The following is a 24,738-nucleotide window of genomic DNA, read 5'->3' on the forward strand; positions in this document are numbered from 1 at the left end:
TGCGAAGCGCCGTCCGGGAGCGGCCGACGGGGCGCTTCCGGCCCCGGGAGGCGAGCACACCGACGCGAGGGAAACACGCGGACGGGAGCACGGAACGGATCGTCTCCGAGACCTGACTCTCGCCGCCTCCCACCGTCATACTGAGCGGACACGCACCACCCGACGCGCCCTCGGCGCATCGTCCGCACCACCTGACATCCGCACAACTCTCCGATCAGGAACCGGAGCCCCGGCATGACCGTCTGCCTGCTCCTGCTGAGCGTCGTCGCCCTGACGGCCGCCCTGCCGGCACCGCGCGCACTGACCCGTGCCGCATGGCCCGAGCGGGAACCGGTGCTCGCGTTGTGGGTGTGGCAGTGCCTGGTCGCCACCGTCCTGCTGTGCTGCCTGGCCGCACTGGTCCTGGACGCGGCGGCCGTCTTCCGCACCGTCCGGGACCGGGTGTTCGCCCCCGCGCCGCCGTCCGTCACCGCCGCCTACGACCTCTCCTCCGCGCCGGTGTGGGCCACCGCCCTCACCATGCTGCTGGCCTGCGGGGCCGCCTGGACGACGGCGCTGCTGGCCCGGGAACTCGTCGAGGGCCGCCGCAGCCGCGGCCAGGTCCGCGCGCAGCTCCGCGAGCGCGCCCCCGACCTGCCAGCCGGGCTTCCGACGGCGCGCGGCCCGATGCTGGTGCTGGAGGACGAGTACCCGGACGCCTGGTGGATGCCGGGGCACCCGCCGCAACTGGTCGTGACGACGGGGGCGCTGCAACGCCTCACCGATCATCAGCTGGACGCCGTCCTCACCCACGAACGCGGGCACGCGCGCGCCCATCACGACTGGCTGCTGCACCTGTCCACCGCGCTCGCCACGGGCTTCCCCCGCGTGCCGCTGTTCGCCCACTTCTGCGACCAGACGCACCGCCTGGTCGAGCTGGCCGCGGACGACACGGCGTCCCGGCGCTGCGGGCACCTCACCACGGCCCTCGCGCTGATCGAGCTGAACCAGCACCGGGGTGTGCTGTCGTGCGCCTCCAGTCGGCGCCTCCTCGGCGAACGCGTGGACCGTCTGCTGGAGCCGCCGCCCCGGCTGCTGCGCCGGCACCGGGCCCTCACGACGACGGTGGCGGCGCTGGTACCCCTGCTGCCCCTGCTGATCACGTTCGCGCCGGGCCTGACGGCACTGTCCTGACCCGGCCCGCCGGTTGCGCGCGTGCCCGGAGAGACCTGGGTGTTCGCGGCGGCGCCGAACGACCGCGACATCGCCTCGCGCGGGCCGCGGACGATACGTCCCGGGAGGTCCGGATCACCATGGCCAAGGCCCTGGCCGCCGTCGGCACCCACGGGTTTGGTTCGGATCAGGCCGGACAGGCCGCGGCGTCCGGTGCGGTGCGTCGCAAGGCGGAGGACCACCCGCGCACTGGGCTACCCGGGTGGTCCGACAATGCGGCGAGGTGCCGTGCCGGGCGTCGCGGACCCGGCCCGCCCCGAACGAAACCCCTACTCCCTGGCCTCCGCCGACCGTGACCCGCCGGCCGCCACCGTGGACCGGCTCACGAGGACGGCGATCCGCCGGTACGCGGCGCCACGTTCGCCGCGCCGGCCGGTACCGGGTGACCGGCACCGCTTGCCGAGCGTGCCGTGACCGCCCTGTCCGACCCGGTCCGGCAGATCCGCGCAGGCACCGCCGCCGCGCTGTCGGTCGCCTCCGCAGAGGCCGCGGGTCCCCGCCCCGGCCAAAGGCCCCTGGCCGGCTCGGACGCGGACGTCAGGGCTTACGCGGCGCGGGGTCTGAGACCGATCCCCGATCCCCTCGGACGGCCCGCTATGTCCAGTCGTCCGGCTCCGGCTCCTCGTCCGGCTCCGGCCCCTCGTCCGGCTCCGGCCCGTCGGCGTCCGGCGTGTCGACGGCGGCCGGAGCCGGTCCGTCCGGGAAGGAAGCCAGCACGGTCAGCACGCCTTCCCCGTACGTAGCCAGCTTCTTCTCCCCCACACCACTGACCGTGCCCAGCTCACGCACCGAGGCGGGGCGGCGGCTGACGATCTCCCGCAGGGTGGCGTCATGGAAGATGACGTACGCCGGGACACCCTGCTCGCGGGCCTGTTCGGCGCGCCAGGCGCGCAGCGCCTCGAAGGCGGGCAGGAGTTCGTCGGGCAGTTCGGCGACGGCAGCCTTGGCCTTTCGGTCGCCGCCGGAGGCGCCGGCCGGCCGCGACCGGGCGGCAGCCGGTTTCTTCGGCTCCGTGCGCAGCGGCACCTCCCGCTCCCGCCGCAGCACCGCGCCGCTCGCCTCGGTCAGCGCCAGCGTGCCGTACTCCCCCTCGACGGCGAGCAGTCCCTGGGCCAGCAGCTGACGGATGACGCCTCGCCACTCGGCCTCGGCAAGGTCCTGGCCGATGCCGAAGACGGACAGCTGGTCGTGGTCGAACTGGATCACCTTGCCGGTGCGCTTGCCGAGCAGGATGTCGACGATCTGCACGGCGCCGAACTTCTGCCCGCGCTCCCGCCGCAGCCGTACCACGGTCGACAGCACCTTCTGCGCGGCAATGGTGCCGTCCCAGGTCTCCGGCGGGGTGAGGCAGGTGTCGCAGTTTCCGCAGCCCGCCGGATCCGGGTCCTGGCCGAAGTAGGCGAGCAGCTGACCGCGGCGGCACCGGGCCGTCTCGCACAGCGCGAGCATCGCGTCGAGGTGGGCGGACGCCCGGCGGCGGAACGCCTCGTCGGCCTCCCCGGACTGGATCAGCTTGCGCTGTTGTATGACGTCGTTCAGGCCGTACGCCATCCAGGCCGTGGACGGCAGCCCGTCGCGGCCGGCGCGGCCGGTCTCCTGGTAGTAGCCCTCGATCGACTTGGGCAGGTCCAGGTGGGCGACGAACCGTACGTCCGGCTTGTCGATGCCCATGCCGAAGGCGATGGTCGCCACCACGATCAGGCCGTCCTCGCGCAGGAACCGGGACTGGTGGGCGGCGCGCGTGCCCGCGTCCAGGCCCGCGTGGTACGGCACCGCCTCGATGCCGTTGGCGGTCAGGAACTCCGCCGTCCGCTCCACGGAATTGCGCGAGAGGCAGTAGACGATGCCGGCGTCGCCGGGGTGCTCCTGCCGGAGGAAGGCGAGGAGCTGCTTCCTGGGGTCGGCCTTGGGCACGATCCGGTACTGGATGTTGGGCCGGTCGAAGCTGGCGACGAAGTGGCGGGCCGTCGGCAGGTTCAGCCGCTGGGTGATCTCCTGGTGGGTGGCGCGGGTGGCCGTGGCCGTGAGGGCGATCCGGGGGACGTCCGGCCAGCGTTCACCCAGGAGAGACAGGGTGAGGTAGTCGGGGCGGAAGTCGTGGCCCCACTGGGACACGCAGTGCGCCTCGTCGATCGCGAAGACGGAGATCTTGCCGCGCGAGAGCAGGTTGAGCGTGGCGTCCAGGCGCAGCCGCTCGGGGGCCAGGTACAGCAGATCAAGCTCGCCGGCCAGGAACTCGGCCTCGACCATGCGGCGCTCGTCGAAGTCCTGCGTGGAGTTGATGAAGCCGGCGCGCACGCCGAGGGCGCGCAGGGCGTCCACCTGGTCCTGCATGAGGGCGATCAGCGGTGAGACCACCACGCCTGTACCCGGTCTCACCAGGGCCGGGATCTGGTAGCACAGCGACTTGCCGCCGCCGGTGGGCATGAGCACGACGGCGTCGCCGCCCGCCACGACATGCTCGATGATCGCTTCCTGCTCGCCCCGGAAGGCGCCGTATCCGAAGACCCGGTGCAGGGTGGCCAGCGTCTCGCTGTCGGCCGTGCCCGGCCCCTCGGTCACCTGTGGCATCTCTGTGATCCCGCCCATCGCCCTGTCCCCCGTCGGTCCCCCGTGTGTCGTATCTCGAACCGCTGCCTCCACCATAGGGGCCCGGACCGACAGCCTCGGAATTGTCCACAGGCTGCCCTGAGAACCTCGCGTCAAGAACACGAATCTCGTCCGCACGTTCGCGGGAGACCTGCCCGTTGCCCGCCGATAGTCTGAATGCACCGGCGAGACTCCGTCACCTGGGAGCACTGATGAGCGTCGCACCGAAGGCGTCCGCGTCCAGCTGGCCGATGCCGCCGAAGGCTGGACCGCCGACGACCTGGACCGGCTTCCGAATCTTCCTCCGCACACGGAATTGCTCGACGCGAGCCTGGTCTTCATGAGTCCGCAGACTCCGTTCCACGCCCGCGCTGTCGACTTCTTCAACTGGCAGCTCCAGTCCCTGGCACCGGAGGAATTCGAGGTCGTCCGCGAGTTCACGATCGACGTCGACCGCCAGAACCGGCCCGAGCCCGACGTGGTCATCGTGCGTGCGGACGTGGTGCAGGGCCTTGACCAGACCCGCTTCCCCGCGGGGGCCGTCGCCCTCGCCGTCGAGGTCGTCTCCGAGGACCCGGTCTCCCGAGATCGCGAAACCAAGCCTCTGAAGTACGCCCGAGCCGAGATCCCCCATACTGGCGGATCGAGAACGAGAAGGGCCACGCCGCCGTCCACGTCTTCGAGCCGGAGCCGACGACCGGCGCCTACACCGGCACCGGCATCTACCGGGAGCGGATGAAGCTGGCGTGCCGTTCCCGTTGGACCTCGACCTGACGCAGATCAAGGCCCGCCGCGACAGGAGCAAGTAACCCCGGAGACACGCCGCTGCCCGGCGTCCGTCGGACGAGGGAGCCGGGCAGCGGCGTGCACAGGAGAGCGTCAGCGCACGAATACTCCCGCCTGGCTCGCGAGGTCCAGGAAGTACTGCGGGGCCACGCCGAGCACCAGCGTCACCGCGACGCCGACGGCGATCGCCATCATGGTCAGCGGGGACGGGACGGCCACGGTCGGGCCCTCCGGTCTGGGCTCGCTGAAGAACATCAGCACGATCACGCGGATGTAGAAGAACGCGGCGATCGCCGAGGAGATCACACCGATCACGACCAGCGGGGCCGCGCCGCCGTCCGCAGCCGCCTTGAACACGGCGAACTTCCCCGCGAAGCCGGAGGTCAGCGGGATGCCGGCGAAGGCGAGGAGGAACACGGCGAACACGGCCGCGACCAGCGGGGAGCGGCGGCCCAGACCCGCCCACTTCGACAGGTGGGTCGCCTCGCCACCCGCGTCGCGCACCAGCGTGACCACGGCGAACGCGCCGATCGTCACGAAGGAGTAGCCGGCCAGATAGAAGAGGACGGACGAGACGCCGTCCTTGGTCGTGGCGATGACACCCGCGAGGATGAACCCGGCGTGCGCGATGGACGAGTACGCCAGGAGCCGCTTGATGTCGGTCTGCGTGATCGCGACGATCGCACCTCCGAGCATGGTGACGATCGCCACCGCCCACATGACCGGCCGCCAGTCCCAGCGCATCCCGGGCAGGACGACGTACAGCAGGCGCAGCAGCGCGCCGAACGCGGCCACCTTCGTCGCCGCCGCCATGAAGCCGGTCACGGGCGTCGGCGCGCCCTGGTAGACGTCCGGCGTCCACATGTGGAACGGCACCGCGCCCACCTTGAACAGCAGGCCCATCACGATCAGGGCGCTGCCGAGCAGCAGCAGCGCGTCGTTGCCCATGGTGCCCGCTAGCGCCGGGTCGACGTTGGTGACCGTGCCGTCGACCACCTGGGCGATGCGCGCGTACGTCACCGAGCCCGCGTAGCCGTACAGCAGTGCGATGCCGAACAGGGTGAAGGCGGAGGCGAACGCGCCGAGGAGGAAGTACTTGACGGCGGCTTCCTGCGACATCAGCCGCTTGCGGCGGGCCAGCGCGCACAGCAGGTACAGCGGCAGGGAGAAGACCTCCAGGGCCACGAACAGGGTCAGCAGGTCGTTGGCCGAGGGGAACACCAGCATGCCGGAGATCGCGAAGAGCAGCAGCGGGAAGGCCTCGGTGGTGGTGAAACCGGCCTTCACCGCGGCCTTCTCGCTGTCGCTGCCGGGCACGGAGGCGGCCTGTGCGGCGAAGGAGTCGACGCGGTTGCCGTGCGCGGCCGGGTCCAGGCGCCGCTCGGCGAAGGTGAACAGGCCGACGAGTCCGGCCAGCAGAATCGTGCCCTGCAGGAACAGGGACGGGCCGTCGACCGCGATCGCCCCCATGGCCGCGATGTGTGCCTTGGTGGTGCCGTAGCCGTCGGCGGCCAGCGCGACCACCGCGGCGAAGGCGGCGCACAGGGCGACGACCGACACGAACACCTGTGCGTAGTAGCGGGACCTGCGCGGGACGAACGCCTCGATCAGCACCCCGACCAGGGCCGCACCGACGACGATCAGCGTCGGCGACAACTGTCCGTATTCGATCTTCGGCGCCGGGATCTTCGTGATCGGGTCGGCCGCGGTTGTCCACAGGCTGTGGACGACTGTTGCGCTCACTTGGCCGCCTCCACCGAGGGCTTGGGGTCGGTCTTGTGTACGTCGGACATGGTCTGCTTGACCGCGGGGTTGACGATGTCCGTCACGGGCTTCGGATAGACGCCCAGGAAGATCAGCAGGACGATCAGCGGGGCGACCACCACGAGTTCCCTCACGCGGAGGTCGGGCATCGCCGACACCTCGGGCTTCACCGGGCCCGTCATCGTCCGCTGGTACAGCACGAGGGCGTAGAGCGCGGCGAGGACGATGCCGAGGGTGGCGATGATCCCGATCGCCGGGTGGCGAGCGAACGTGCCGACCAGGACCAGGAACTCGCTCACGAACGGGGCGAGCCCGGGCAGCGAGAGGGTCGCGAGGCCGCCGATCAGGAAGGCGCCGGCGAGCACCGGGGCGACCTTCTGCACGCCTCCGTAGTCGGCCATGAGCCGCGAGCCGCGCCGGGAGATCAGGAAGCCGGCGACCAGCATCCACGCGGCCGTGGAGATGCCGTGGTTGACCATGTAGAGCGTGGCGCCGGACTGGCCCTGGCTGGTCATCGCGAAGATGCCCATGATGATGAAGCCGAAGTGCGAGATGGAGGCGTAGGCGACCAGGCGCTTGATGTCCCGCTGGCCGACAGCGAGAAGTGCGCCGTAGAGGATGCTGATCAGCGCCAGGACGAGGATGACCGGCGTCGCCCACTTGCTGGCCTCCGGGAACAGCTGAAGGCAGAAGCGGAGCATCGCGAAGGTGCCCACCTTGTCGACGACCGCGGTGATGAGGACGGCGACCGGGGCGGTGGACTCCTGCATCGCGTTGGGCAGCCAGGTGTGCAGCGGCCACAGCGGCGCCTTGACCGCGAACGCGAAGAAGAAGCCCAGGAACAGCCAGCGTTCGGTGCTCGTCGCCATGTGCAGCGAGCCGCCGGCGCGGGCCTGTGCGATCTCCTGGAGGCTGAAGTTCCCGGCGACCGCGTACAGGCCGATCACCGCGGCCAGCATGATCAGACCGCCGACGAGGTTGTAGAGCAGGAACTTCACCGCCGCGTACGACCGCTGGGTCGAGGCCGCTTTCTCGCCCTGCGCGTGGGCGCGGTCTCCGAAGCCGCCGATGAGGAAGTACATCGGGATGAGCATGGCTTCGAAGAAGATGTAGAAGAGGAAGACGTCGGTGGACTCGAAGGAGATCAGCACCATCGCCTCGACGGCGAGGATGAGGGCGAAGAAGCCCTGGGTGGGCCGCCAGCGGCGGCTGCCCGTCTCCAGCGGGTCGGCGTCGTGCCAGCCCGCGAGGATGATGAACGGGATCAGGACGGCGGTCAGGGCGACCAGCGCCACCGCGATGCCGTCGACTCCCAGCTCGTACCGCACGCCGAAGTCCTTGATCCAGGCGTGGGACTCGGTGAACTGGTAACGGGCGCCGCCCGGGTCGAAGCGGAACAGGATGACGATCGCCAGCGCGAGGGTGGCGAGCGAGACGAGCAGCGCCAGCCATTTCGCGGCGGTACGCCGCGCGGCCGGTACGGCGGCCGTGGCGACGGCCCCCACGGCCGGGAGCGCCGCTGTCGCTGTCAGCAGAGGAAAGGACATCGGTATCAGACCGCCCTCATCAGCAGGGTCGCGGCGACCAGGAGTGCCGCACCGCCGAACATCGAGACCGCGTAGGAGCGGGCGAAGCCGTTCTGGATCCGGCGCAGCCGTCCGGACAGGCCGCCGAAGCCGGCCGCCGTGCCGTTGACGACGCCGTCGACCAGGGTGTGGTCGACGTACACCAGGGAGCGCGTGAGGTGTTCGCCGCCGCGCACCAGGACCACGTGGTTGAAGTCGTCCTGGAGCAGGTCTCGGCGGGCCGCGCGGGTGAGCAGCGAGCCGCGCGGGGCGACGGCGGGCACGGGCCTGCGCCCGTACTGGGCCCAGGCGATGCCCACGCCGACGACCAGGCAGACCATGGTCGCGGCGGTGACCGTCGCGGCGCCGACCGGGGAGTGGCCCTCGCTGTGTCCGGTGACCGGCTCCAGCCAGTTGAGGAAGCGGTCGCCGATGCTGAAGAAGCCACCGCCGAAGACCGATCCGACGGCCAGCACGATCATCGGGATCGTCATGACCTTCGGGGACTCGTGCGGGTGCGGCTCGGCGTGCTCGCCCCGGTGCTCGGCGGCGGGCTCGGCGCTCGGAGCCTCCGGGGAGCGAGTGGGCTGGTTCTTCCAGCGCTCCTCTCCGAAGAACGTCATCAGCATCACGCGCGTCATGTAGAAGGCGGTGATGGCCGCGCCCAGCAGGGCCGCCCCGCCGAGGATCCAGCCCTCGGTGCCGCCCTTGGCGAAGGCCGCCTCGATGATCTTGTCCTTGGAGAAGAATCCGGACAGACCCGGGAAGCCGATGATGGCGAGGTAGCCGAGGCCGAAGGTGATGAAGGTGACCGGCATGTACTTGCGCAGGCCACCGTACTTGCGCATGTCGACCTCGTCGTTCATGCCGTGCATGACGGAACCGGCGCCGAGGAACAGCCCGGCCTTGAAGAAGCCGTGCGTCACGAGGTGCATGATCGCGAAGACGTAGCCGATGGGCCCGAGGCCCGCGGCGAGCACCATGTAGCCGATCTGGGACATGGTCGAGCCGGCCAGCGCCTTCTTGATGTCGTCCTTGGCGCAACCGACGATCGCACCGAAGAGGAGTGTGACCGCGCCGACCACGGTGACGGCGAGTTGCGCGTCGGGGGCGGCGTTGAAGACGGCTCCGGAGCGGACGATCAGGTACACGCCCGCGGTCACCATCGTCGCGGCGTGGATCAGGGCCGAGACCGGGGTCGGGCCCTCCATGGCGTCACCGAGCCAGGACTGCAGCGGCACCTGGGCGGACTTGCCGCAGGCGGCCAGCAGCAGCATCAGGCCGATGGCGGTGAGCCTGCCCTCGGAGGTGTCGCCGGTGTGGCTGAGAACCGGGCCGAAGGCGAAGCTGCCGAAGGTGGTGAACATCAGCATGACCGCGATCGACAGGCCCATGTCGCCGACGCGGTTGACCAGGAAGGCCTTCTTCGCGGCCGTCGCGGCGCTGGGCTTGTGCTGCCAGAAGCCGATCAGCAGGTAGGAGGCGAGACCGACGCCCTCCCAGCCGACGTACAGCAGCAGGTAGTTGTCGGCGAGGACGAGCAGCAGCATCGCCGCGAGGAACAGGTTCAGGTAGCCGAAGAAGCGGCGGCGCCGCTCGTCGTGCTCCATGTACCCGACCGAGTACAGGTGGATCAGCGAGCCGACGCCCGTGATGAGCAGGACGAACGTCATCGACAACTGGTCCAGGCGGAAGGTGACGTCCGCCTGGAAGCCGGCCACCGGGACCCAGCTGAACAGGTGCTGCATCAGTGTCCGGTTGGCGGCCCCCTTGCCCAGCAGATCGGCGAAGAGGGCGAGACCCAGGGCGAAGGAGACGAACGACAGCAGCGTGCCGATCCAGTGGCCGACGGCATCGAGCCGCCGGCCGCCGACCAGGAGGACGGCCGCTCCGAGCAGGGGCGCCGCGATGAGCAGCGCGATCAGGTTCTCCACGATTCTTCCGACCCCTTACAGCTTCATCAGGCTGGCGTCGTCGACCGAGGCCGAGTGGCGGGTACGGAACAGCGACACGATGATCGCGAGGCCCACCACGACCTCCGCGGCGGCGACGACCATCGTGAAGAAGGCGATGATCTGGCCGTCGAGGTTGCCGTGCATCCGGGAGAAGGTGACGAACGCGAGGTTGCAGGCGTTCAGCATCAGCTCGATGCACATGAAGACCACGATGGCGTTGCGCCGGATCAGTACGCCGGTCGCGCCGATCGTGAACAGCAGGGCGGCGAGATAGAGGTAGTTGACCGGGTTCACTTCGACGCCTCCTCGGGCCGCTTGAACGTCGCCGGTTCGATCGCCCTGCGCTCCAGGCGTTCCTCCGCGCGCTGCTCCAGCGCCCGCAGGTCGTTGAGGGCCTCCGCCGACACGTCACGGATCTGGCCGCGTTCGCGCAGCGTCTTGCTGACGGTCAGCTCGGACGGGGTGCCGTCGGGGAGCAGCCCCGCGATGTCGACCGCGTTGTGCCGGGCGTAGACGCCGGGGGCGGGCAGCGGCGGTACGTACTTGCCGTCCCGGACGCGCTGTTCGGACAGCTCCCGCTGGGTCTTGGCGCGCTCGGTGCGCTCGCGGTGGGTGAGCACCATGGCGCCGACGGCGGCCGTGATGAGCAGGGCGCCGGTGATTTCGAAGGCGAAGACGTACTTGGTGAAGATGAGGGAGGCGAGGCCCTCCACATTGCCGTTCGCGTTCGCCCGTCCGATGCCGGCGAACTCCTCGAGGGAGGCGTTGGCGATGCCGGCGAACAGCAGGACGCCGAAGCCGACCCCGCACACGAGGGCCAGCCAGCGCTGGCCCTTGATGGTCTCCTTCAGCGAGTCCGCGGCCGTGACGCCGACGAGCATCACCACGAACAGGAACAGCATCATGATCGCGCCGGTGTAGACGACGATCTGCACGATGCCGAGGAAGTAGGCGCCGTTGGCGAGGTAGAACACCGCCAGGACGATCATGGTGCCGGCGAGGCACAGCGCGCTGTGCACGGCCTTCTTCATGAAGACGGTGCACAGGGCGCCGATCACCGCGACGGTGCCGAGAACCCAGAACTGGAAGGCCTCACCGGTGGAGGTGGTGTACGCGGCGAGTTGTGCGGTCATCGGCCGATCACCTCCTCCGAGGCCGGCTCGTCCTCGCCGAAGGTGGATGCGCCCTCCTGCGGGACCTCGCCCTTGGACAGGGCGACCTGGCGGACCGTGCCGGGCGCGGCCTGGGTCACCAGGCCCCGGTAGTAGTCCTGTTCGTCTGTTCCGGGGAAGATCGCGTGCGGCGTGTCGACCATGCCTTCCTCGAGGCCGGCGAGCAGTTGCTCCTTGGTGTAGATGAGGTTGGCGCGGCTGGAGTCGGCCAGTTCGAACTCGTTGGTCATCGTCAACGCGCGCGTGGGGCACGCCTCGATGCACAGGCCGCACAGGATGCAGCGGGCGTAGTTGATCTGGTAGACGCGGCCGTACCGCTCGCCCGGCGAGTAGCGTTCCTCGTCGGTGTTGTCGGCGCCCTCCACGTAGATGGCGTCGGCGGGACAGGCCCAGGCGCACAGCTCGCAGCCGACGCACTTCTCCAGGCCGTCCGGATGGCGGTTGAGCTGGTGCCGTCCGTGGAACCGCGGAGCCGTGGTCTTCTTCTGCTCCGGGTACTGCTCGGTGAGCCGCTTCTTGAACATGGCCTTGAAGGTCACGCCGAAGCCGGCCACGGGGTTCAGGAAACCGGGCTTGGTCTCCTTGGGCTCCTCAGCCATCGGACGCCTCCTTTCCATCCGTAGGTCCGTCACTCACAGTGTCCGATCCACCACTGACAATCAGCTCGCGCTCGCGGCGCGGGCGGCGTCTCGGCACCGGCGGCAGCTCCTGTCCGGGCAGCGGCGGCACGGGGAACCCGCCCGCCATCGGGTCGAATCCGGTCTGTTCGGCGGCGGGCCGCTCGGCCGCCTTCGCCTTCTCGCGGAACATGTCGACGACGTAGGAGATCACCACCAGGGCGAGAACCGCGCCGCCGACGGGCAGGGCGATGTCGGCGAAGTCGTAGTGCTCGTTGCGCAGCGCCCGCACGGTCGCCACCAGCATCAGCCAGGTCACGGAGACCGGGATCAGGACCTTCCAGCCGAGCTTCATCAGCTGGTCGTAGCGCACCCGGGGGAGCGTGCCGCGCAGCCAGATGAAGAAGAACAGCAGCAACTGGACCTTGATCACGAACCAGAGGAGCGGCCACCAGCCGTGGTTCGCGCCCTCCCAGAAGGAGCTGATCGGCCAGGGCGCGCGCCAGCCGCCGAGGAACAGGGTGGTCGACACGGACGAGACCGTCACCATGTTCACGTACTCGGCGAGCATGAACATCGCGAACTTGATGGACGAGTACTCGGTGTTGAAGCCGCCGACCAGGTCGCCCTCGGACTCCGGCATGTCGAAGGGGGCTCGGTTGGTCTCGCCGACCATCGTGACGATGTAGAGGATGAAGGAGACCGGCAGCAGCAGGATGTACCAGCGGTCGTGCTGCTGAGCCACGATCGTGGACGTCGACATCGACCCGGAGTACAGGAACACCGAGGCGAACGCGGCGCCCATCGCGATCTCGTAGGAGATCATCTGCGCGCAGGAACGCAGGCCGCCGAGCAGCGGGTAGGTGGATCCGGAGCTCCAGCCCGCCAGCACGATGCCGTAGATGCCGACGGAGGCGATCGCGAGGATGTACAGCATCGCGATCGGCAGGTCGGTGAGCTGCATCGCGGTGCGGTGGCCGAAGATCGAGATCTCGTTGTCGGCCGGGCCGAAGGGGACCACCGCGATCGCCATGAAGGCCGGAATGGCCGCGACGATCGGCGCGAGGACGTAGACCACCTTGTCCGCGCGCTTGACGATGATGTCTTCCTTGAGCATCAGCTTCACGCCGTCGGCGAGCGACTGGAGCAGGCCCCAGGGCCCGTGCCGGTTCGGGCCGATGCGCAGCTGCATCCAGGCGACGACCTTGCGCTCCCAGACGATGGAGAACAGCACGGTCACCATCAGGAAGGCGAAGCAGAACACGGCCTTGACGACGACCAGCCACCAGGGGTCGCGGCCGAACATCGAGAGGTCTTCAGCTGCGAGGTACGGGCTCATGCCTCCACCTCCTTGGGGGCCTGTTCGGCGGGTGCCGCCGGGCCGATGCGGACGAGTGAGCCGGGTCGCGCCCCGGTGTCGGAGGCCACGCCCGCGCCGACGGAGTTCAGCGGGAGCCAGACCACGCGGTCGGGCATCTCGGTGATCCGCAGCGGGAGTTCGACGACGCCGGCCGGGCCGCTGACGGCGAGCACCTCGCCGTCGGCGACGCCCACCTCGGCCGCCGTCGCGGCGGAGACACGCGCGTGTGCGGCGTGCCGGGTACCGGCGAGCGCCTCGTCGCCCTCCTGGAGGACACCCTGGTCGAGCAGGAGGCGGTGCCCGGCGAGCACGGCCTCGCCGGCGGCCGGTCGGGGCAGCACACCCGAGGATTCCCGCGGGTCCAGGGCACGTGGGCCCTCCCAGAGGCCGAGCCGGTCGATCTCCACGCGCGTGGTGCGCAGATCGGGCAGGCCCAGGTGGATGTCCATGGCGTCGGCCAGCATCTGCAGCACGCGAGCGTCGGTCGGCGCGAGCCGGCGGGTCATCTGGTCGGGCTTGAGGGCGGCCTCGAAGAACCGCACCCGGCCTTCCCAGTTGAGGAACGTGCCCGCCTTCTCGGCGACCGCGGCGACCGGCAGGACGACGTCGGCCTGCTCGGTGACCTCGCTGGGCCGCAGTTCCAGCGAGACCAGGAAACCGACGGCGTCGAGCGCTGCACGCGCGCGTGCCGGGTCGGGCAGGTCGGCGATCTCCACACCGGCGACAAGGAGTGCCGACAGTTCGCCGTCGGCGGCGGCCTCGATGATGTGGTGGGTGTCGCGGCCGTAGCGCGCCGGGAGTTCGGCGAGTCCCCAGGCGGTGGCGACCTCCTCCCGCGCGCGCGGGTCGGTCGCCGGGCGGCCGCCCGGCAGCAGCGAGGGCAGCGCGCCGGCCTCGACGGCGCCGCGCTCACCGGCCCGGCGCGGGATCCACACCAGCTGGGCGCCGGTCGCGGTGGCGGCGCGTACGGCGGCGGTGAGGCCGCCCGCAACCGCGGCGAGCCGCTCGCCGACGACGATGACCGCGCCCTCGGCGCGCAGCGCCTCCGCGGCCCGCGTGCCGGGCTCCTCGAGGCCGACACCGCTCGCGAGGGCGTCCAGCCACTCGGTCTCGGTGCCGGGCGCGGCCGGCAGCAGGGTGCCGCCCGCCTTCTCAAGGCCCCGGGTCGCGTGCGTGGCCAGCGCGAACACCTTCTGCTTGCGCCTGCGCCAGGCCTTGCGCAGCCGCAGGAAGACCCCGGGGGCCTCCTCCTCCGACTCGAAGCCGACCAGCAGCACGGCCGGCGCCTTCTCCAGAGAGGTGTACGTGACGCCCGTACCGTCGAGGTCCCGGCCGCGGCCGGCCACCCGGGAGGCGAGGAAGTCGGCCTCCTCTCCGCTGTGCACGCGCGCGCGGAAGTCGATGTCGTTGGTGTCGAGCGCCACACGTGCGAACTTGCTGTACGCGTAGGCGTCCTCGACGGTCAGCCGGCCGCCGATGAGGACGCCGGCCCGCGAGCGGGCGGCGGCCAGTCCGCGCGCGGCGGCCTCCAGGGCCTCCGGCCAGGACGCGGGCTCCAGGACGCCGTCGGCGTTACGGACGAGCGGGGTGTCGAGGCGGTCCTTCTGCTGCGCGTACCGGAACGCGAAGCGTCCCTTGTCGCAGATCCACTCCTCGTTGACCTCGGGGTCGTTCTCGGCGAGCCGCCGCATGACCTTGCCGCGCCGGTGGTCGGTGCGGACGGCGCAACCGCCCGCACAGTGCTCGCACACCGACGGCGAGGAGACGAGGTCGAAGGGGCGGGAGCGGAAACGATAGGCCGCAGAGGTGAGAGCGCCGACCGGGCAGATCTGGATGGTGTTCCCCGAGAAGTACGACTCGAACGGGTCGCCCTCGCCGGTGCCGATCTGCTGGAGCGCACCCCGCTCGAGCATCTCGATCATCGGGTCGCCCGCGATCTGGTTGGAGAACCGGGTGCAGCGGGCGCACAGCACGCACCGCTCGCGGTCGAGCAGCACCTGGGTGGAGATCGGCACCGGCTTTTCGTAGGTGCGCTTCTTGCCGTCGAAGCGGGACTCGGCGTTGCCGTGCGACATGGCCTGGTTCTGCAGCGGGCACTCGCCGCCCTTGTCGCAGACCGGGCAGTCCAGCGGGTGGTTGATGAGGAGGAACTCCATCACACCGTGCTGGGCCTTCTCCGCGATCGGCGAGGTGAGCTGGGTCTTCACGACCATGCCGTCGGTGCAGGTGATGGTGCAGGACGCCATCGGCTTGCGCTGACCTTCGACCTCGACGATGCACTGACGGCACGCGCCGGCCGGGTCGAGGAGGGGGTGGTCGCAGAACCGGGGGATCTCGATGCCGAGCTGCTCGGCGGCGCGGATGACCAGGGTGCCCTTGGGCACGCTGATCTCGATGCCGTCGATCGTCAGCGTGACGAGGTCTTCCGGCGGGACCGCCGCCTGGCCCCCTCCGGTGGGAGCACTGCTGGTCACGGTCATGCGTTCACCTCCGGGCGGTCCGCCCAGGCCGTCGACTTGGCCGGGTCGAAGGGGCAGCCCCGGCCCGTGATGTGCTGCTCGTACTCCTCGCGGAAGTACTTCAGCGAGGAGAAGATCGGGGATGCGGCGCCGTCGCCGAGGGCACAGAAGGCCTTGCCGTTGATGTTGTCGGCGATGTCATTGAGCTTGTCGAGGTCGGACATGGTGCCCTTGCCGGCCTCGATGTCCCGCATCAACTGCACCAGCCAGTAGGTCCCTTCCCGGCAGGGCGTGCACTTGCCGCAGGACTCGTGGGCGTAGAACTCGGTCCAGCGGGTCACCGCCCGCACCACGCAGGTCGTCTCGTCGAAGCACTGCAGGGCCTTGGTGCCGAGCATGGAACCGGCGGCGCCCACGCCTTCGTAGTCGAGGGGGACGTCGAGGTGCTCGTCGGTGAACATCGGCGTCGAGGAGCCGCCCGGTGTCCAGAACTTCAGCCGGTGGCCGGGGCGCATCCCGCCGCTCATGTCGAGGAGCTGGCGGAGCGTGATGCCGAGCGGGGCCTCGTACTGGCCGGGGCCGGCGACGTGGCCGCTGAGCGAGTAGAGCGTGAAGCCCGGGGACTTCTCGCTGCCCATCGACCTGAACCAGTCTTTGCCGTTCTTCAGGATCGCGGGAACCGACGCGATCGACTCGACGTTGTTCACCACAGTCGGACAGGCGTAGAGGCCTTCCACCGCAGGGAAGGGGGGACGCAGCCGCGGTTGACCACGGCGGCCTTCGAGCGAGTCCAGCAGTGCGGTCTCCTCACCGCAGATGTACGCGCCGGCGCCCGCGTGCACGGTGAGGGTCAGGTCGAGCCCGCTGCCCAGGATGTTCTCGCCGAGGTAGCCCGCCTCGTAGGCCTCGCGCACGGCCTCGTGCAACCGCCGCAGAACGGGCACGACTTCACCCCGCAGATAGATGAAGGCATGCGACGACCTGATGGCATGGCACGCGATCACAATGCCCTCGATGAGGCTGTGCGGGTTCGCGAAGAGGAGCGGGATGTCCTTGCAGGTCCCGGGCTCCGACTCGTCGGCGTTGACAACCAGATAGTGCGGTTTTCCATCACCCTGCGGAATGAACTGCCACTTCATTCCGGTCGGGAATCCCGCGCCGCCGCGGCCGCGCAGGCCCGAGTCCTTGACGTACGCGATCACGTCGTCCGGTGACATGGCGAGCGCCTTGCGGAGCCCCTCGTACCCCTCGTGCCTCCGGTAGACGTCCAGGGTCCAGGACCGGTCCTCGTCCCAGAAGGCCGACAGCACGGGTGCGAGCAGCTTCTCGGGACTCGTGTCCTTGACCTCGGGTACCACGGTCATCACTCCCCCTCCTCGGCGGTAGGCCCTGCCGCATCGAGGCCGCGGGGCGAATCCCCTCCGTCACGGGCGGTGGTGGAGGACGGGTGGGACGGGTCGGAGGCCGACGTCTCCTGCGGCGCGTCGTGGGAGCTGAGGTGTTCGGACGGCGACGGCTCGTGCACCCTGTCCTTCGGTTCCTCCTGCGGACCTCCGCGCGGATGGACCACGCGCGCGGGTGCGACCTCTCCCTTCGCCAGGCGAAGGCCCACCAGCGACGCGGGTCCCGCACTGCCGCTCTCCTCGACGGCCCCGGGCCGCTCGTCGGGGAAGCCGGCCAGGATCCGCGCGGTCTCCCTGAACGTGCACAGCCGCGCCCCGCGCGTGGGCTGTACGGGCCGTCCCGCGCGCAGGTCGTCGACCAGGCGCTTGGCGCCGGCGGGCGTCTGGTTGTCGAAGAACTCCCAGTTGACCATCACGACCGGCGCGAAGTCGCAGGCCGCGTTGCACTCGATGTGCTCCAGGGTGACCTTGCCGTCGTCGGTCGTCTCGCCGTTGCCGATGCCCAGGTGCTCCTGAAGGGCTTCGAAGATCGCGTCTCCGCCCATCACCGCGCACAGCGTGTTGGTGCACACACCGACCTGGTAGTCACCGGACGGCCTGCGCCGGTACATGGTGTAGAAGGTGGCGACGGCGGTGACCTCGGCCGTGGTCAGGTCGAGCATGTCGGCGCAGAACTGCATTCCGGTGCGCGTGACATGGCCCTCCTCCGACTGTACGAGGTGGAGCAGCGGAAGGAGCGCGGACCGGGAGTCCGGGTAGCGCGCGATGATCTCGCGCGCGTCCGCCTCCAGCCGGGCCCGGACGTCGTCCGGGTACGCGGGTGCGGGCAGTTCGGGCATGCCCAGGCTGACGCCCCGCTGTGAAGAAGAGGTGGTCACCGGTCGACGCCTCCCATCACGGGGTCGATGGACGCGACGGCGACGATGACGTCGGCGACCTGGCCGCCTTCGCACATCGCCGCCATGGCCTGCAGGTTGGTGAAGGACGGGTCGCGGAAGTGGACCCGGTAGGGGCGGGTGCCGCCGTCGGAGACGGCGTGCACGCCGAGTTCGCCCTTGGGGGACTCCACGGCCGCGTACGCCTGCCCCGGCGGGACGCGGAAGCCCTCGGTGACGAGCTTGAAGTGGTGGATCAGGGCCTCCATGGAGGTGCCCATGATCTTCTTGATGTGGTCGAGGGAGTTGCCGAGTCCGTCCGGGCCCAGGGCGAGCTGGGCGGGCCAGGCGATCTTCTTGTCGGCGACCATGACCGGGCCGGGCTGAAGCCGGTCCAGGCACTGCTCGATGATCCTGAGCGACTGGCGCATCTCCTCCAGGCGCACCAGGAAGCGGCCGTAGGCGTCGCAGCTGTCGGCAGTCGGGATCTCGAAGTCGTACGTCTCGTAGTCGCAGTACGGCTGTGCCTTGCGCAGGTCGTGCGGCAGGCCGGCGGAGCGCAGGATCGGGCCGGTGGCGCCGAGGGCCATGCAGCCGGCCAGGTCGAGGTAGCCGATGTCCTGCATGCGGGCCTTGAAGATGGGGTTCCCGGTGGCGAGCTTGTCGTACTCCGGGAGGTTCTTCTTCATCTTCTTCACGAACTCGCGGATCTGGTCCACCGCGCCGGGCGGCAGGTCCTGGGCGAGTCCGCCGGGGCGGATGTACGCGTGGTTCATCCTGAGGCCCGTGATGAGCTCGTAGAGGTCGAGAATCATTTCACGATCACGGAAGCCGTAGATCATGATCGTGGTGGCGCCGAGCTCCATGCCGCCGGTGGCGATGCACACCAGGTGGGAGGACATCCGGTTGAGCTCCATCAGGAGCACTCGGATGATCTTGGCGCGTTCGGTGATGTCGTCCTCGATGCCGAGGAGTTTCTCGACGGCGAGACAGTAGGCGGTCTCGTTGAAGAAGGACGTCAGGTAGTCCATGCGCGTGACGAAGGTGGTGCCCTGCGTCCACGTGCGGTACTCGAGGTTCTTCTCGATGCCGGTGTGCAGATAGCCGATGCCGCACCGGGCCTCGGTGACCGTCTCGCCCTCGATCTCGAGGATCAGGCGGAGCACTCCGTGGGTGGAGGGGTGCTGGGGACCCATGTTGACGACGATGCGTTCGTCGTCGGCGCGGGTCGCGGACTGGACGACCTCGTCCCAGTCGCCACCGGTGACCGTGTAGACGGTGCCCTCGGTGGTTTCCCGGGCGGCTGCTGACTGGGTGCTGCTCACGAGTACGACCTCCGCTGGTCCGGAGCCGGGATCTGGGCGCCCTTGTACTCGACGGGGATGCCGCCGAGGGGGTAGTCCTTGCGCTGCGGGTGGCCCTGCCAGTCGTCCGGCATCATGATCCGCGTCAGGGCCGGGTGACCGTCGAAGACGATTCCGAAGAAGTCGTACGTCTCGCGCTCGTGCCAGTCGTTCGTCGGGTAGACGGAGACGAGCGACGGGATGCGCGGGTCGCCGTCGGGGGCGCTGACCTCGAGGCGGATCTGCCGGTTGTGGGTGATCGAGCGCAGGTGGTAGACGGCGTGCAGTTCGCGCCCCTTGTCGTGCGGGTAGTGGACGCCGCTGACACCGGTGCACAGCTCGAAGCGCAGGGCCGGGTCGTCGCGCAGGGTGCGGGCGACGCGCACCAGGTGCTCGCGCTCGATGTGGAAGGTGATCTCGCCGCGGTCGACGACCGTCTTCTCGACGGCGTTGTGCGGGAGGAGTCCCTGTTCCTCCAGCGCGCCTTCCAGCTCGTCGGCGACCTCGTCGAACCAGCCACCGTAGGGGCGGGTCGCCGGTCCCGGGAGTCGGACCGAGCGGACCAGGCCGCCGTAGCCGGAGGTGTCGCCGCCGTTGTCGGCGCCGAACATGCCGCGCTGGACGCGGATCTCCTCGCCGCCCTGGCCACGCTGGCCGGGGAGGTTGGAGGCGGAGAGGTCCTTCTCGGGGTTCACCCCGTTCGCGGACCCGTTCACGCCGCCCGCGCCGTTGCCGTTCGCGTCGCTCACCGCAGCAGCCCCTTCATCTCGATCGTGGGCAGGGCCTTGAGCGCCGCCTCCTCCGCCTCGCGGGCCGCTTCCTCGGCGTTGACGCCGAGCTTGGAGGACTGGATCTTCTGGTGGAGCTTGAGGATCGCGTCCATCAGCATCTCGGGGCGGGGCGGGCAGCCCGGCAGGTAGATGTCGACCGGGACGATGTGGTCGACGCCCTGGACGATCGCGTAGTTGTTGAACATGCCGCCCGAGGAGGCGCAGACGCCCATGGAGATCACCCACTTGGGGTTCGGCATCTGGTCGTAGACCTGCCTCAGCACCGGAGCCATCTTCTGGCTGACCCGGCCGGCCACGATCATCAGGTCGGCCTGGCGCGGTGAGCCGCGGAAGACCTCCATGCCGAAGCGCGCCAGGTCGTAACGGCCGGCGCCGGTGGTCATCATCTCGATGGCGCAGCAGGCAAGGCCGAAGGTCGCGGGGAAGACGGACGCCTTGCGCACCCAGCCCGCGGCCTGCTCGACGGTGGTCAGCAGGAAGCCGCTCGGCAGCTTTTCTTCGAGTCCCATGTCTAAAGGCCCCTCAGTCCCATTCCAGGCCGCCGCGCCGCCATACGTACGCGTACGCGACGAAGACGGTGAGCACGAAGAGCAGCATCTCCACGAGCCCGAAGATCCCCAGGGCGTCGAAGGTGACGGCCCAGGGATAGAGGAAGACGATCTCGATGTCGAAGACGATGAAGAGCATCGCCGTCAGGTAGTACTTGATGGGGAAGCGCCCGCCGCCGGCCGGCGTGGGGGTCGGCTCGATACCGCACTCGTAGGCCTCGAGCTTGGCGCGGTTGTACCGCTTCGGACCGATCAGCGTGGCCATGACCACGGAGAAGATCGCAAAGCCTGCCCCGAGGGCTCCCAGTACGAGGATGGGCGCATACGCGTTCACCGCTCCTCGCTCCTCTCAGTCGGCGCTGACTGCTGGCGGTTGCACTGGTGCACTGCGCTCACTCCCGCCTCACGAGTCCCAGAAACCCCGCCCTCCCGGGCGAAGATCGAGAACATGTGAAGCAGGTCACAAGCCCAGTTGCCACGCATCTTATGCCCGTCGCTCTGTGATCTGCGACACGGGGTATTGCCCGACCTTTGTGATCTCCACCACCTGACGAAGGATCATGAAGTCGGATGATGGGTGATCTTCATACGCGAAGCGTTCAGTTGATCACCAGAAGTGACATTCTCGCTCGTCGTCGCAGGCAGGAAGGTGCGTCTCAATATCAAGAGTGTTCCCCTGCATGCAAATTGGCGCTGGACTCGAACAGCTGCCAGAGGGGTGCGTTCACACATCAGAGGGAACCGCGAGGTGCGATGTGGACGTGGGCCCGGACGCGTGCACGCGTTCACGAGCTGGGCACACACAGGACGCCACGATTCCGGTAATCGTTCCGTGACCTCCGCCACATCGATGGGAGACCTCCGAGAACCGGGCTTGGCCAACGACCCCAACCGATGGTAGGTGGGGAGCAATTCGGACGTAATGATCAAAGACCGTGATCAAGCCCTTGATCACCGACGTCCGCAATGTCCGTTACGGCGTCAATAAAGAGCGGCACGCCCGGGATTCTCGGTCTCGATTGAGCAACTGTGGCGGAGCACACGTTTCTTGAAGATATGAAGGAGCCCCTGGTACCGGTTGTTCCCATGTCCCACACCGCTCACATACGCAGCCACCGGAAGCCCCGCCGCAGCGCGTCGTCCCTCGCGATGCGGGCCGGAGTTGCCGGTGGCGTCCTCAGCACCCTGGCAGTCGCCGGGGCGTCCGGCTCGGCGAACGCGGCCGAGCCGGTGACGCAGACCCTCGAACTGCCCACCCTGACGGCCGACCTGGCCGCTCAGGCCGCCCAGTCCGCGGACGCCACCCAGCAGGCCGCCGCGAACTACCAGCTGCAGGCCGAGCGTGACGCGGCCGCCGCAAAGGCCGCGAAGCAGGCCAAGGCGGACCTGGCCGAGGCGAAGCAGAAGGCCGCCGAAGCCAAGAAGAAGGCCGAGGAGGCCGCCCGCAAGGCCGCCGCAGAGCGCGCCTCCCGCAGCACGGAGCGGACCACGCTCGCCGCCACGACGGACGCCGGCACCTCCACGAGCAGTTCCACGGCCACCGGTTCGGCCGCCGCCGTCGTCGCCTTCGTCAAGGCGCAGATCGGCAAGGCGTACGTCTCCGGCGCCACCGGCCCCTCGGCGTACGACTGCTCCGGCCTGGTGCAGACGGCCTTCAAGCAGGTGGGCATCAGCCTGCCGCGCGTCTCCCAGGACCAGTCCACGGCCGGCACCCAGGTGTCGCTCAGCAACCTGCAGCCGGGTGACATCCTGTACTGGGGCAGCGCGGGCAGCGCCTACCACGTCGCGGTGTACGTGGGCGACGGCATGTTCGTCGGCGCGCAGAACCCCTCCAGCGGTGTCGGTGAGCACCCGCTGTCCTACGACCCGCCGACCGGTGCCGTGCGGGTACTCTGAGGCACCCCGCACCACTCGCACGCGTAGGGCCGCAGCCGCTCGGGGGCAGCGGCCCTCGCGCCGTTCCCGGCGTGTCAGAGCGGTGTTCCCGACATCCTCTCGCTCGGGCCGCCGCCCGGCGGTCCGAGCGAGAGCGAAGGAGACCGCGCGATGCCACGCGTGTTCGTACAGGGAAGGCCCGCCGACCACTACCCCCGCCACGCCCCCGAAGCCGGGCGCGGCGCGGTGCGCCGGATCACCGAGGTCGGTGAGGAGGTTCTGCACAAGCCGTGCCGGGACGTCACGGAGTTCGGGCCCGACCTCGCCGCACTCGTCGACGACATGTTCCTCACGCTGTATGCCGCCGAGGGGGCGGGGCTGGCGGCGAATCAGGTCGGGGTCGATCTGCGGTTGTTCGTGTACGACTGCCCCGACGACGACGGAGTCCGGCATGTCGGACACATCGTCAATCCGGTGCTCGGAACACCCCTGACCGGACGGCGGTTGCTGGACGAGGGCGAGGGCTGTCTGTCCGTGCCGGGTGCGGTGATGGCCGTACCGCGGTCGGACCGGGCCGTCGTGCGCGGGCTGGACAGGGACGGCAACCCGCTCGTCATCGAGGGCACGGGGTACTTCGCGCGCTGCCTCGCCCACGAGACCGACCACACCAACGGGCACCTCTACCTGGACCGGCTCTCCAAGCGGGAGAAAAGGGACGCGCTGCGGCAGATGGCGGCCCGGCGGGACGAGGTTCTCGCCCGCCGGGCCGCCAGGGCCGAGGAGCTGAGTCGGCCCTAGGGCGTGTTTCGAAAGTCCCGTCTGGTCCGCGGCGTCTGGCACGGCACCTCGCCGCGTTGTCGGGATCGTCCACGTACGCCCGGTACGAGGACGACCCTCCGCCTCGCGATGCACCGCACCAGACGCCGCGGACCCCGCCTTCGGGCGGACGACGCCACTTTCGAAACACGCCCCAGGTGTCCCGGCAGGCGACGTCTGCCCGTCAAGGAGCGGCATCCGGTGCGTGCTGTCGGCGTGCCGGCCAAAAGCCCACGTACTGGACGTACGTGGGCGAACGTCGCCTGCCCGGGCACTGGTCAGGGCCCGGGCAGGCCCCGGGAAGGGCTCAGGCCTTCGGGGCCACCTTGCTCAGGCCGTTGATGATGCGGTCCATCGCGTCGCCGCCCGTGGGGTCGGTGAGGTTCGCCAGCAGCTTGAGGGTGAACTTCATCAGAAGCGGGTGCGTGAGGCCGCGCTGGGCGGCGATCTGCATGACCTTCGGGTTGCCGATGAGCTTCACGAAGGCGCGGCCGAGGGTGTAGTAGCCGCCGTAGGCGTCCTTCAGCACGCGCGGGTAGCGCTGCAGGGCGATCTCTCGCTGGGCGGGTGTGGCACGTGCGTGTGCCTGCACGATGACGTCGGCGGCGATCTGGCCGGACTCCATGGCGTAGGCGATGCCCTCGCCGTTGAAGGGGTTCACCAGGCCGCCGGCGTCGCCGACGAGCAGGAGGCCGCGCGTGTAGTGGGGCTGGCGGTTGAAGGCCATGGGGAGGGCGGCGCCGCGGATGGGGCCGGTCATGTTCTCGGGCGTGTAGCCCCAGTCCTGCGGCATGGAGGCGCACCAGGCCTTGAGGATCTCGCGCCAGTCCAGCTCCTTGAAGGAGGCGGAGGTGTTCAGCACGCCGAGGCCCACGTTGGACGTGCCGTCGCCCATGCCGAAGATCCAGCCGTAGCCGGGCAGCAGGCGGTCCTGGGGGCCGCGGCGGTCCCACAGCTCCAGCCAGGACTCCAGGTAGTCGTCGTCGTGGCGGGGCGAGGTGAAGTACGTGCGCACCGCGACCCCCATCGGGCGGTCCTCGCGGCGGTGCAGGCCCATCGCGAGGGACAGGCGGGTGGAGTTGCCGTCGGCGGCGACGACGAGCGGCGCGTGGAAGGTGACCTCGCGCTTCTCCTCGCCGAGCTTGGCGGTGACGCCGGTGATGCGGCCGGTGCGGTCGTCGACGACCGGGCCGGAGACGTTGCAGCGCTCGAACAGGCGGGCGCCGGCCTTCTGGGCGTTGCGGGCCAACTGCTCGTCGAAGTCGTCGCGCCTGCGGACCAGTCCGTAGTTCGGGTAGGCGGCGAGTTCCGGCCAGTCCAGCTGAAGGCGGGAGCCGCCGCCGATGATGCGAAGGCCCTTGTTGCGCAGCCAGCCGGCCTCCTCGGAGATGTCGATGCCCATGGCGACGAGCTGCTTGACCGCGCGCGGGGTGAGGCCGTCGCCGCACACCTTCTCGCGCGGGAACTCGGTCTTCTCCAGCAGCAGGACGTCGAGACCCGCCTTGGCGAGGTGGTACGCGGTCGTGGAGCCGGCCGGCCCCGCGCCGACGACGATCACGTCGGCGGTGTTCTCGGAGAGGGGCTCCTTCACGACGGTCACGGCGGGAT

19 protein-coding genes and 1 pseudogene are annotated in these 24,738 nt (G+C 69.7%); 4 read left to right on the forward strand and 16 right to left on the reverse strand.

Annotation, left to right across the window (positions count from 1 at the left end):
- The first annotated feature begins 234 nt into the window (after window positions 1-234).
- Window positions 235-1,173: a M56 family metallopeptidase gene (locus tag AC5WRT_RS25575; RefSeq protein ID WP_496096502.1), complete on the forward strand. Its 939-nt coding sequence runs from the start codon at window positions 235-237 to the stop codon at window positions 1,171-1,173.
- A 633-nt stretch (window positions 1,174-1,806) separates the two neighbouring features.
- Here AC5WRT_RS25575 and recQ read toward each other — a convergent pair.
- Window positions 1,807-3,801, reverse strand: a complete 1,995-nt coding sequence (gene recQ / locus AC5WRT_RS25580; protein ID WP_496096501.1) for a DNA helicase RecQ — start codon at window positions 3,799-3,801, stop codon at window positions 1,807-1,809.
- A gap of 212 nt (window positions 3,802-4,013) precedes the next feature.
- On the opposite strand from recQ, the pseudogene AC5WRT_RS25585 reads away from it, so the two are divergent.
- A pseudogene (locus AC5WRT_RS25585) lies at window positions 4,014-4,610 on the forward strand (Uma2 family endonuclease).
- Between the two features lie 70 nt (window positions 4,611-4,680).
- Here the strand turns inward: AC5WRT_RS25585 and nuoN are convergent.
- Genes nuoN through AC5WRT_RS25655 form a run of 14 tightly spaced genes read right to left on the reverse strand, consistent with a single transcriptional unit; the run spans window position 4,681 to window position 20,773 of the window.
- Window positions 4,681-6,330: an NADH-quinone oxidoreductase subunit NuoN gene (gene nuoN / locus AC5WRT_RS25590; protein ID WP_496096500.1), complete on the reverse strand. Its 1,650-nt coding sequence runs from the start codon at window positions 6,328-6,330 to the stop codon at window positions 4,681-4,683.
- Window positions 6,327-7,898, reverse strand: a complete 1,572-nt coding sequence (locus tag AC5WRT_RS25595; RefSeq protein ID WP_496096499.1) for an NADH-quinone oxidoreductase subunit M — start codon at window positions 7,896-7,898, stop codon at window positions 6,327-6,329. The genes nuoN and AC5WRT_RS25595 overlap by 4 nt, the downstream gene beginning before the upstream one ends.
- 5 nt (window positions 7,899-7,903) lie before the next feature.
- Entirely contained in the window at window positions 7,904-9,850 is a 1,947-nt protein-coding gene (gene nuoL, locus AC5WRT_RS25600) for an NADH-quinone oxidoreductase subunit L (RefSeq protein ID WP_496100639.1), read from the reverse strand.
- 15 nt (window positions 9,851-9,865) lie between these two features.
- On the reverse strand, window positions 9,866-10,165 hold the full coding sequence (nuoK, locus tag AC5WRT_RS25605; RefSeq protein ID WP_023547474.1) for an NADH-quinone oxidoreductase subunit NuoK: 300 nt from the start codon (window positions 10,163-10,165) through the stop codon (window positions 9,866-9,868).
- On the reverse strand, window positions 10,162-11,004 hold the full coding sequence (locus tag AC5WRT_RS25610) for an NADH-quinone oxidoreductase subunit J (RefSeq protein WP_496096497.1): 843 nt from the start codon (window positions 11,002-11,004) through the stop codon (window positions 10,162-10,164). Before AC5WRT_RS25610 ends, nuoK begins: the two co-directional genes overlap by 4 nt.
- A complete protein-coding gene (nuoI, locus tag AC5WRT_RS25615; protein ID WP_496096496.1) occupies window positions 11,001-11,642 on the reverse strand; it encodes an NADH-quinone oxidoreductase subunit NuoI in 642 nt (213 codons plus the stop codon). The genes AC5WRT_RS25610 and nuoI overlap by 4 nt, the downstream gene beginning before the upstream one ends.
- A complete protein-coding gene (gene nuoH / locus AC5WRT_RS25620) occupies window positions 11,635-12,999 on the reverse strand; it encodes an NADH-quinone oxidoreductase subunit NuoH (RefSeq protein WP_496096495.1) in 1,365 nt (454 codons plus the stop codon). The genes nuoI and nuoH overlap by 8 nt, the downstream gene beginning before the upstream one ends.
- Window positions 12,996-15,500 (reverse strand): NADH-quinone oxidoreductase subunit G, encoded by a 2,505-nt coding sequence (locus AC5WRT_RS25625; protein ID WP_496096494.1) that lies wholly within the window; start codon window positions 15,498-15,500, stop codon window positions 12,996-12,998. Before AC5WRT_RS25625 ends, nuoH begins: the two co-directional genes overlap by 4 nt.
- A complete protein-coding gene (gene nuoF, locus AC5WRT_RS25630) occupies window positions 15,497-16,843 on the reverse strand; it encodes an NADH-quinone oxidoreductase subunit NuoF (RefSeq protein WP_496096493.1) in 1,347 nt (448 codons plus the stop codon). The genes AC5WRT_RS25625 and nuoF overlap by 4 nt, the downstream gene beginning before the upstream one ends.
- On the reverse strand, window positions 16,843-17,760 hold the full coding sequence (gene nuoE, locus AC5WRT_RS25635; protein WP_496096492.1) for an NADH-quinone oxidoreductase subunit NuoE: 918 nt from the start codon (window positions 17,758-17,760) through the stop codon (window positions 16,843-16,845). The genes nuoF and nuoE overlap by 1 nt, the downstream gene beginning before the upstream one ends.
- The gene (locus AC5WRT_RS25640; protein ID WP_496096491.1) at window positions 17,757-19,082 is read right to left on the reverse strand and encodes an NADH-quinone oxidoreductase subunit D; all 1,326 of its coding nucleotides are present in this window, start codon (window positions 19,080-19,082) and stop codon (window positions 17,757-17,759) included. The genes nuoE and AC5WRT_RS25640 overlap by 4 nt, the downstream gene beginning before the upstream one ends.
- Complete coding sequence (locus AC5WRT_RS25645; protein WP_496096490.1) at window positions 19,079-19,849, reverse strand: NADH-quinone oxidoreductase subunit C; 771 nt, start codon at window positions 19,847-19,849, stop codon at window positions 19,079-19,081. The genes AC5WRT_RS25640 and AC5WRT_RS25645 overlap by 4 nt, the downstream gene beginning before the upstream one ends.
- Window positions 19,846-20,400: a NuoB/complex I 20 kDa subunit family protein gene (locus AC5WRT_RS25650; RefSeq protein ID WP_007383964.1), complete on the reverse strand. Its 555-nt coding sequence runs from the start codon at window positions 20,398-20,400 to the stop codon at window positions 19,846-19,848. Before AC5WRT_RS25650 ends, AC5WRT_RS25645 begins: the two co-directional genes overlap by 4 nt.
- 13 nt (window positions 20,401-20,413) lie before the next feature.
- Complete coding sequence (locus AC5WRT_RS25655; protein ID WP_003992243.1) at window positions 20,414-20,773, reverse strand: NADH-quinone oxidoreductase subunit A; 360 nt, start codon at window positions 20,771-20,773, stop codon at window positions 20,414-20,416.
- A gap of 752 nt (window positions 20,774-21,525) precedes the next feature.
- On the opposite strand from AC5WRT_RS25655, the gene AC5WRT_RS25660 reads away from it, so the two are divergent.
- Together AC5WRT_RS25660 and def are read left to right on the forward strand one after the other, a co-directional pair.
- Window positions 21,526-22,335 carry a C40 family peptidase gene (locus tag AC5WRT_RS25660; protein ID WP_496096489.1) on the forward strand — a complete coding sequence of 270 codons (810 nt, stop codon included), beginning with the start codon at window positions 21,526-21,528 and terminating at the stop codon, window positions 22,333-22,335.
- Between the two features lie 150 nt (window positions 22,336-22,485).
- Window positions 22,486-23,112, forward strand: a complete 627-nt coding sequence (def, locus tag AC5WRT_RS25665; protein WP_496096488.1) for a peptide deformylase — start codon at window positions 22,486-22,488, stop codon at window positions 23,110-23,112.
- A 325-nt stretch (window positions 23,113-23,437) separates the two neighbouring features.
- Here def and AC5WRT_RS25670 read toward each other — a convergent pair whose 3' ends face one another.
- Window positions 23,438-24,730, reverse strand: coding sequence for a geranylgeranyl reductase family protein (locus AC5WRT_RS25670; RefSeq protein ID WP_496096487.1), 1,293 nt, complete (start codon window positions 24,728-24,730; stop codon window positions 23,438-23,440).
- Between the last annotated feature and the right edge of the window lie 8 nt (window positions 24,731-24,738).

Source organism: Streptomyces sp. NTD91, assembly GCF_059510455.1.

Excerpts from the sequence above, each read along its gene's own strand:
- recQ (WP_496096501.1), bottom strand. The coding sequence starts at position 3,801 with ATGGGCGGGATCACAGAGATGCCACAGGTGACCGAGGGGCCGGGCACG.
- AC5WRT_RS25660 (WP_496096489.1), top strand. The coding sequence starts at position 21,526 with ATGTCCCACACCGCTCACATACGCAGCCACCGGAAGCCCCGCCGCAGC.
- AC5WRT_RS25650 (WP_007383964.1), bottom strand. The coding sequence starts at position 20,400 with ATGGGACTCGAAGAAAAGCTGCCGAGCGGCTTCCTGCTGACCACCGTC.
- AC5WRT_RS25575 (WP_496096502.1), top strand. The coding sequence starts at position 235 with ATGACCGTCTGCCTGCTCCTGCTGAGCGTCGTCGCCCTGACGGCCGCC.
- def (WP_496096488.1), top strand. The coding sequence starts at position 22,486 with ATGCCACGCGTGTTCGTACAGGGAAGGCCCGCCGACCACTACCCCCGC.
- nuoI (WP_496096496.1), bottom strand. The coding sequence starts at position 11,642 with ATGGCTGAGGAGCCCAAGGAGACCAAGCCCGGTTTCCTGAACCCCGTG.
- AC5WRT_RS25625 (WP_496096494.1), bottom strand. The coding sequence starts at position 15,500 with ATGACCGTGACCAGCAGTGCTCCCACCGGAGGGGGCCAGGCGGCGGTC.
- AC5WRT_RS25595 (WP_496096499.1), bottom strand. The coding sequence starts at position 7,898 with ATGTCCTTTCCTCTGCTGACAGCGACAGCGGCGCTCCCGGCCGTGGGG.
- AC5WRT_RS25610 (WP_496096497.1), bottom strand. The coding sequence starts at position 11,004 with ATGACCGCACAACTCGCCGCGTACACCACCTCCACCGGTGAGGCCTTC.
- nuoF (WP_496096493.1), bottom strand. The coding sequence starts at position 16,843 with ATGACCGTGGTACCCGAGGTCAAGGACACGAGTCCCGAGAAGCTGCTC.
- nuoH (WP_496096495.1), bottom strand. The coding sequence starts at position 12,999 with ATGAGCCCGTACCTCGCAGCTGAAGACCTCTCGATGTTCGGCCGCGAC.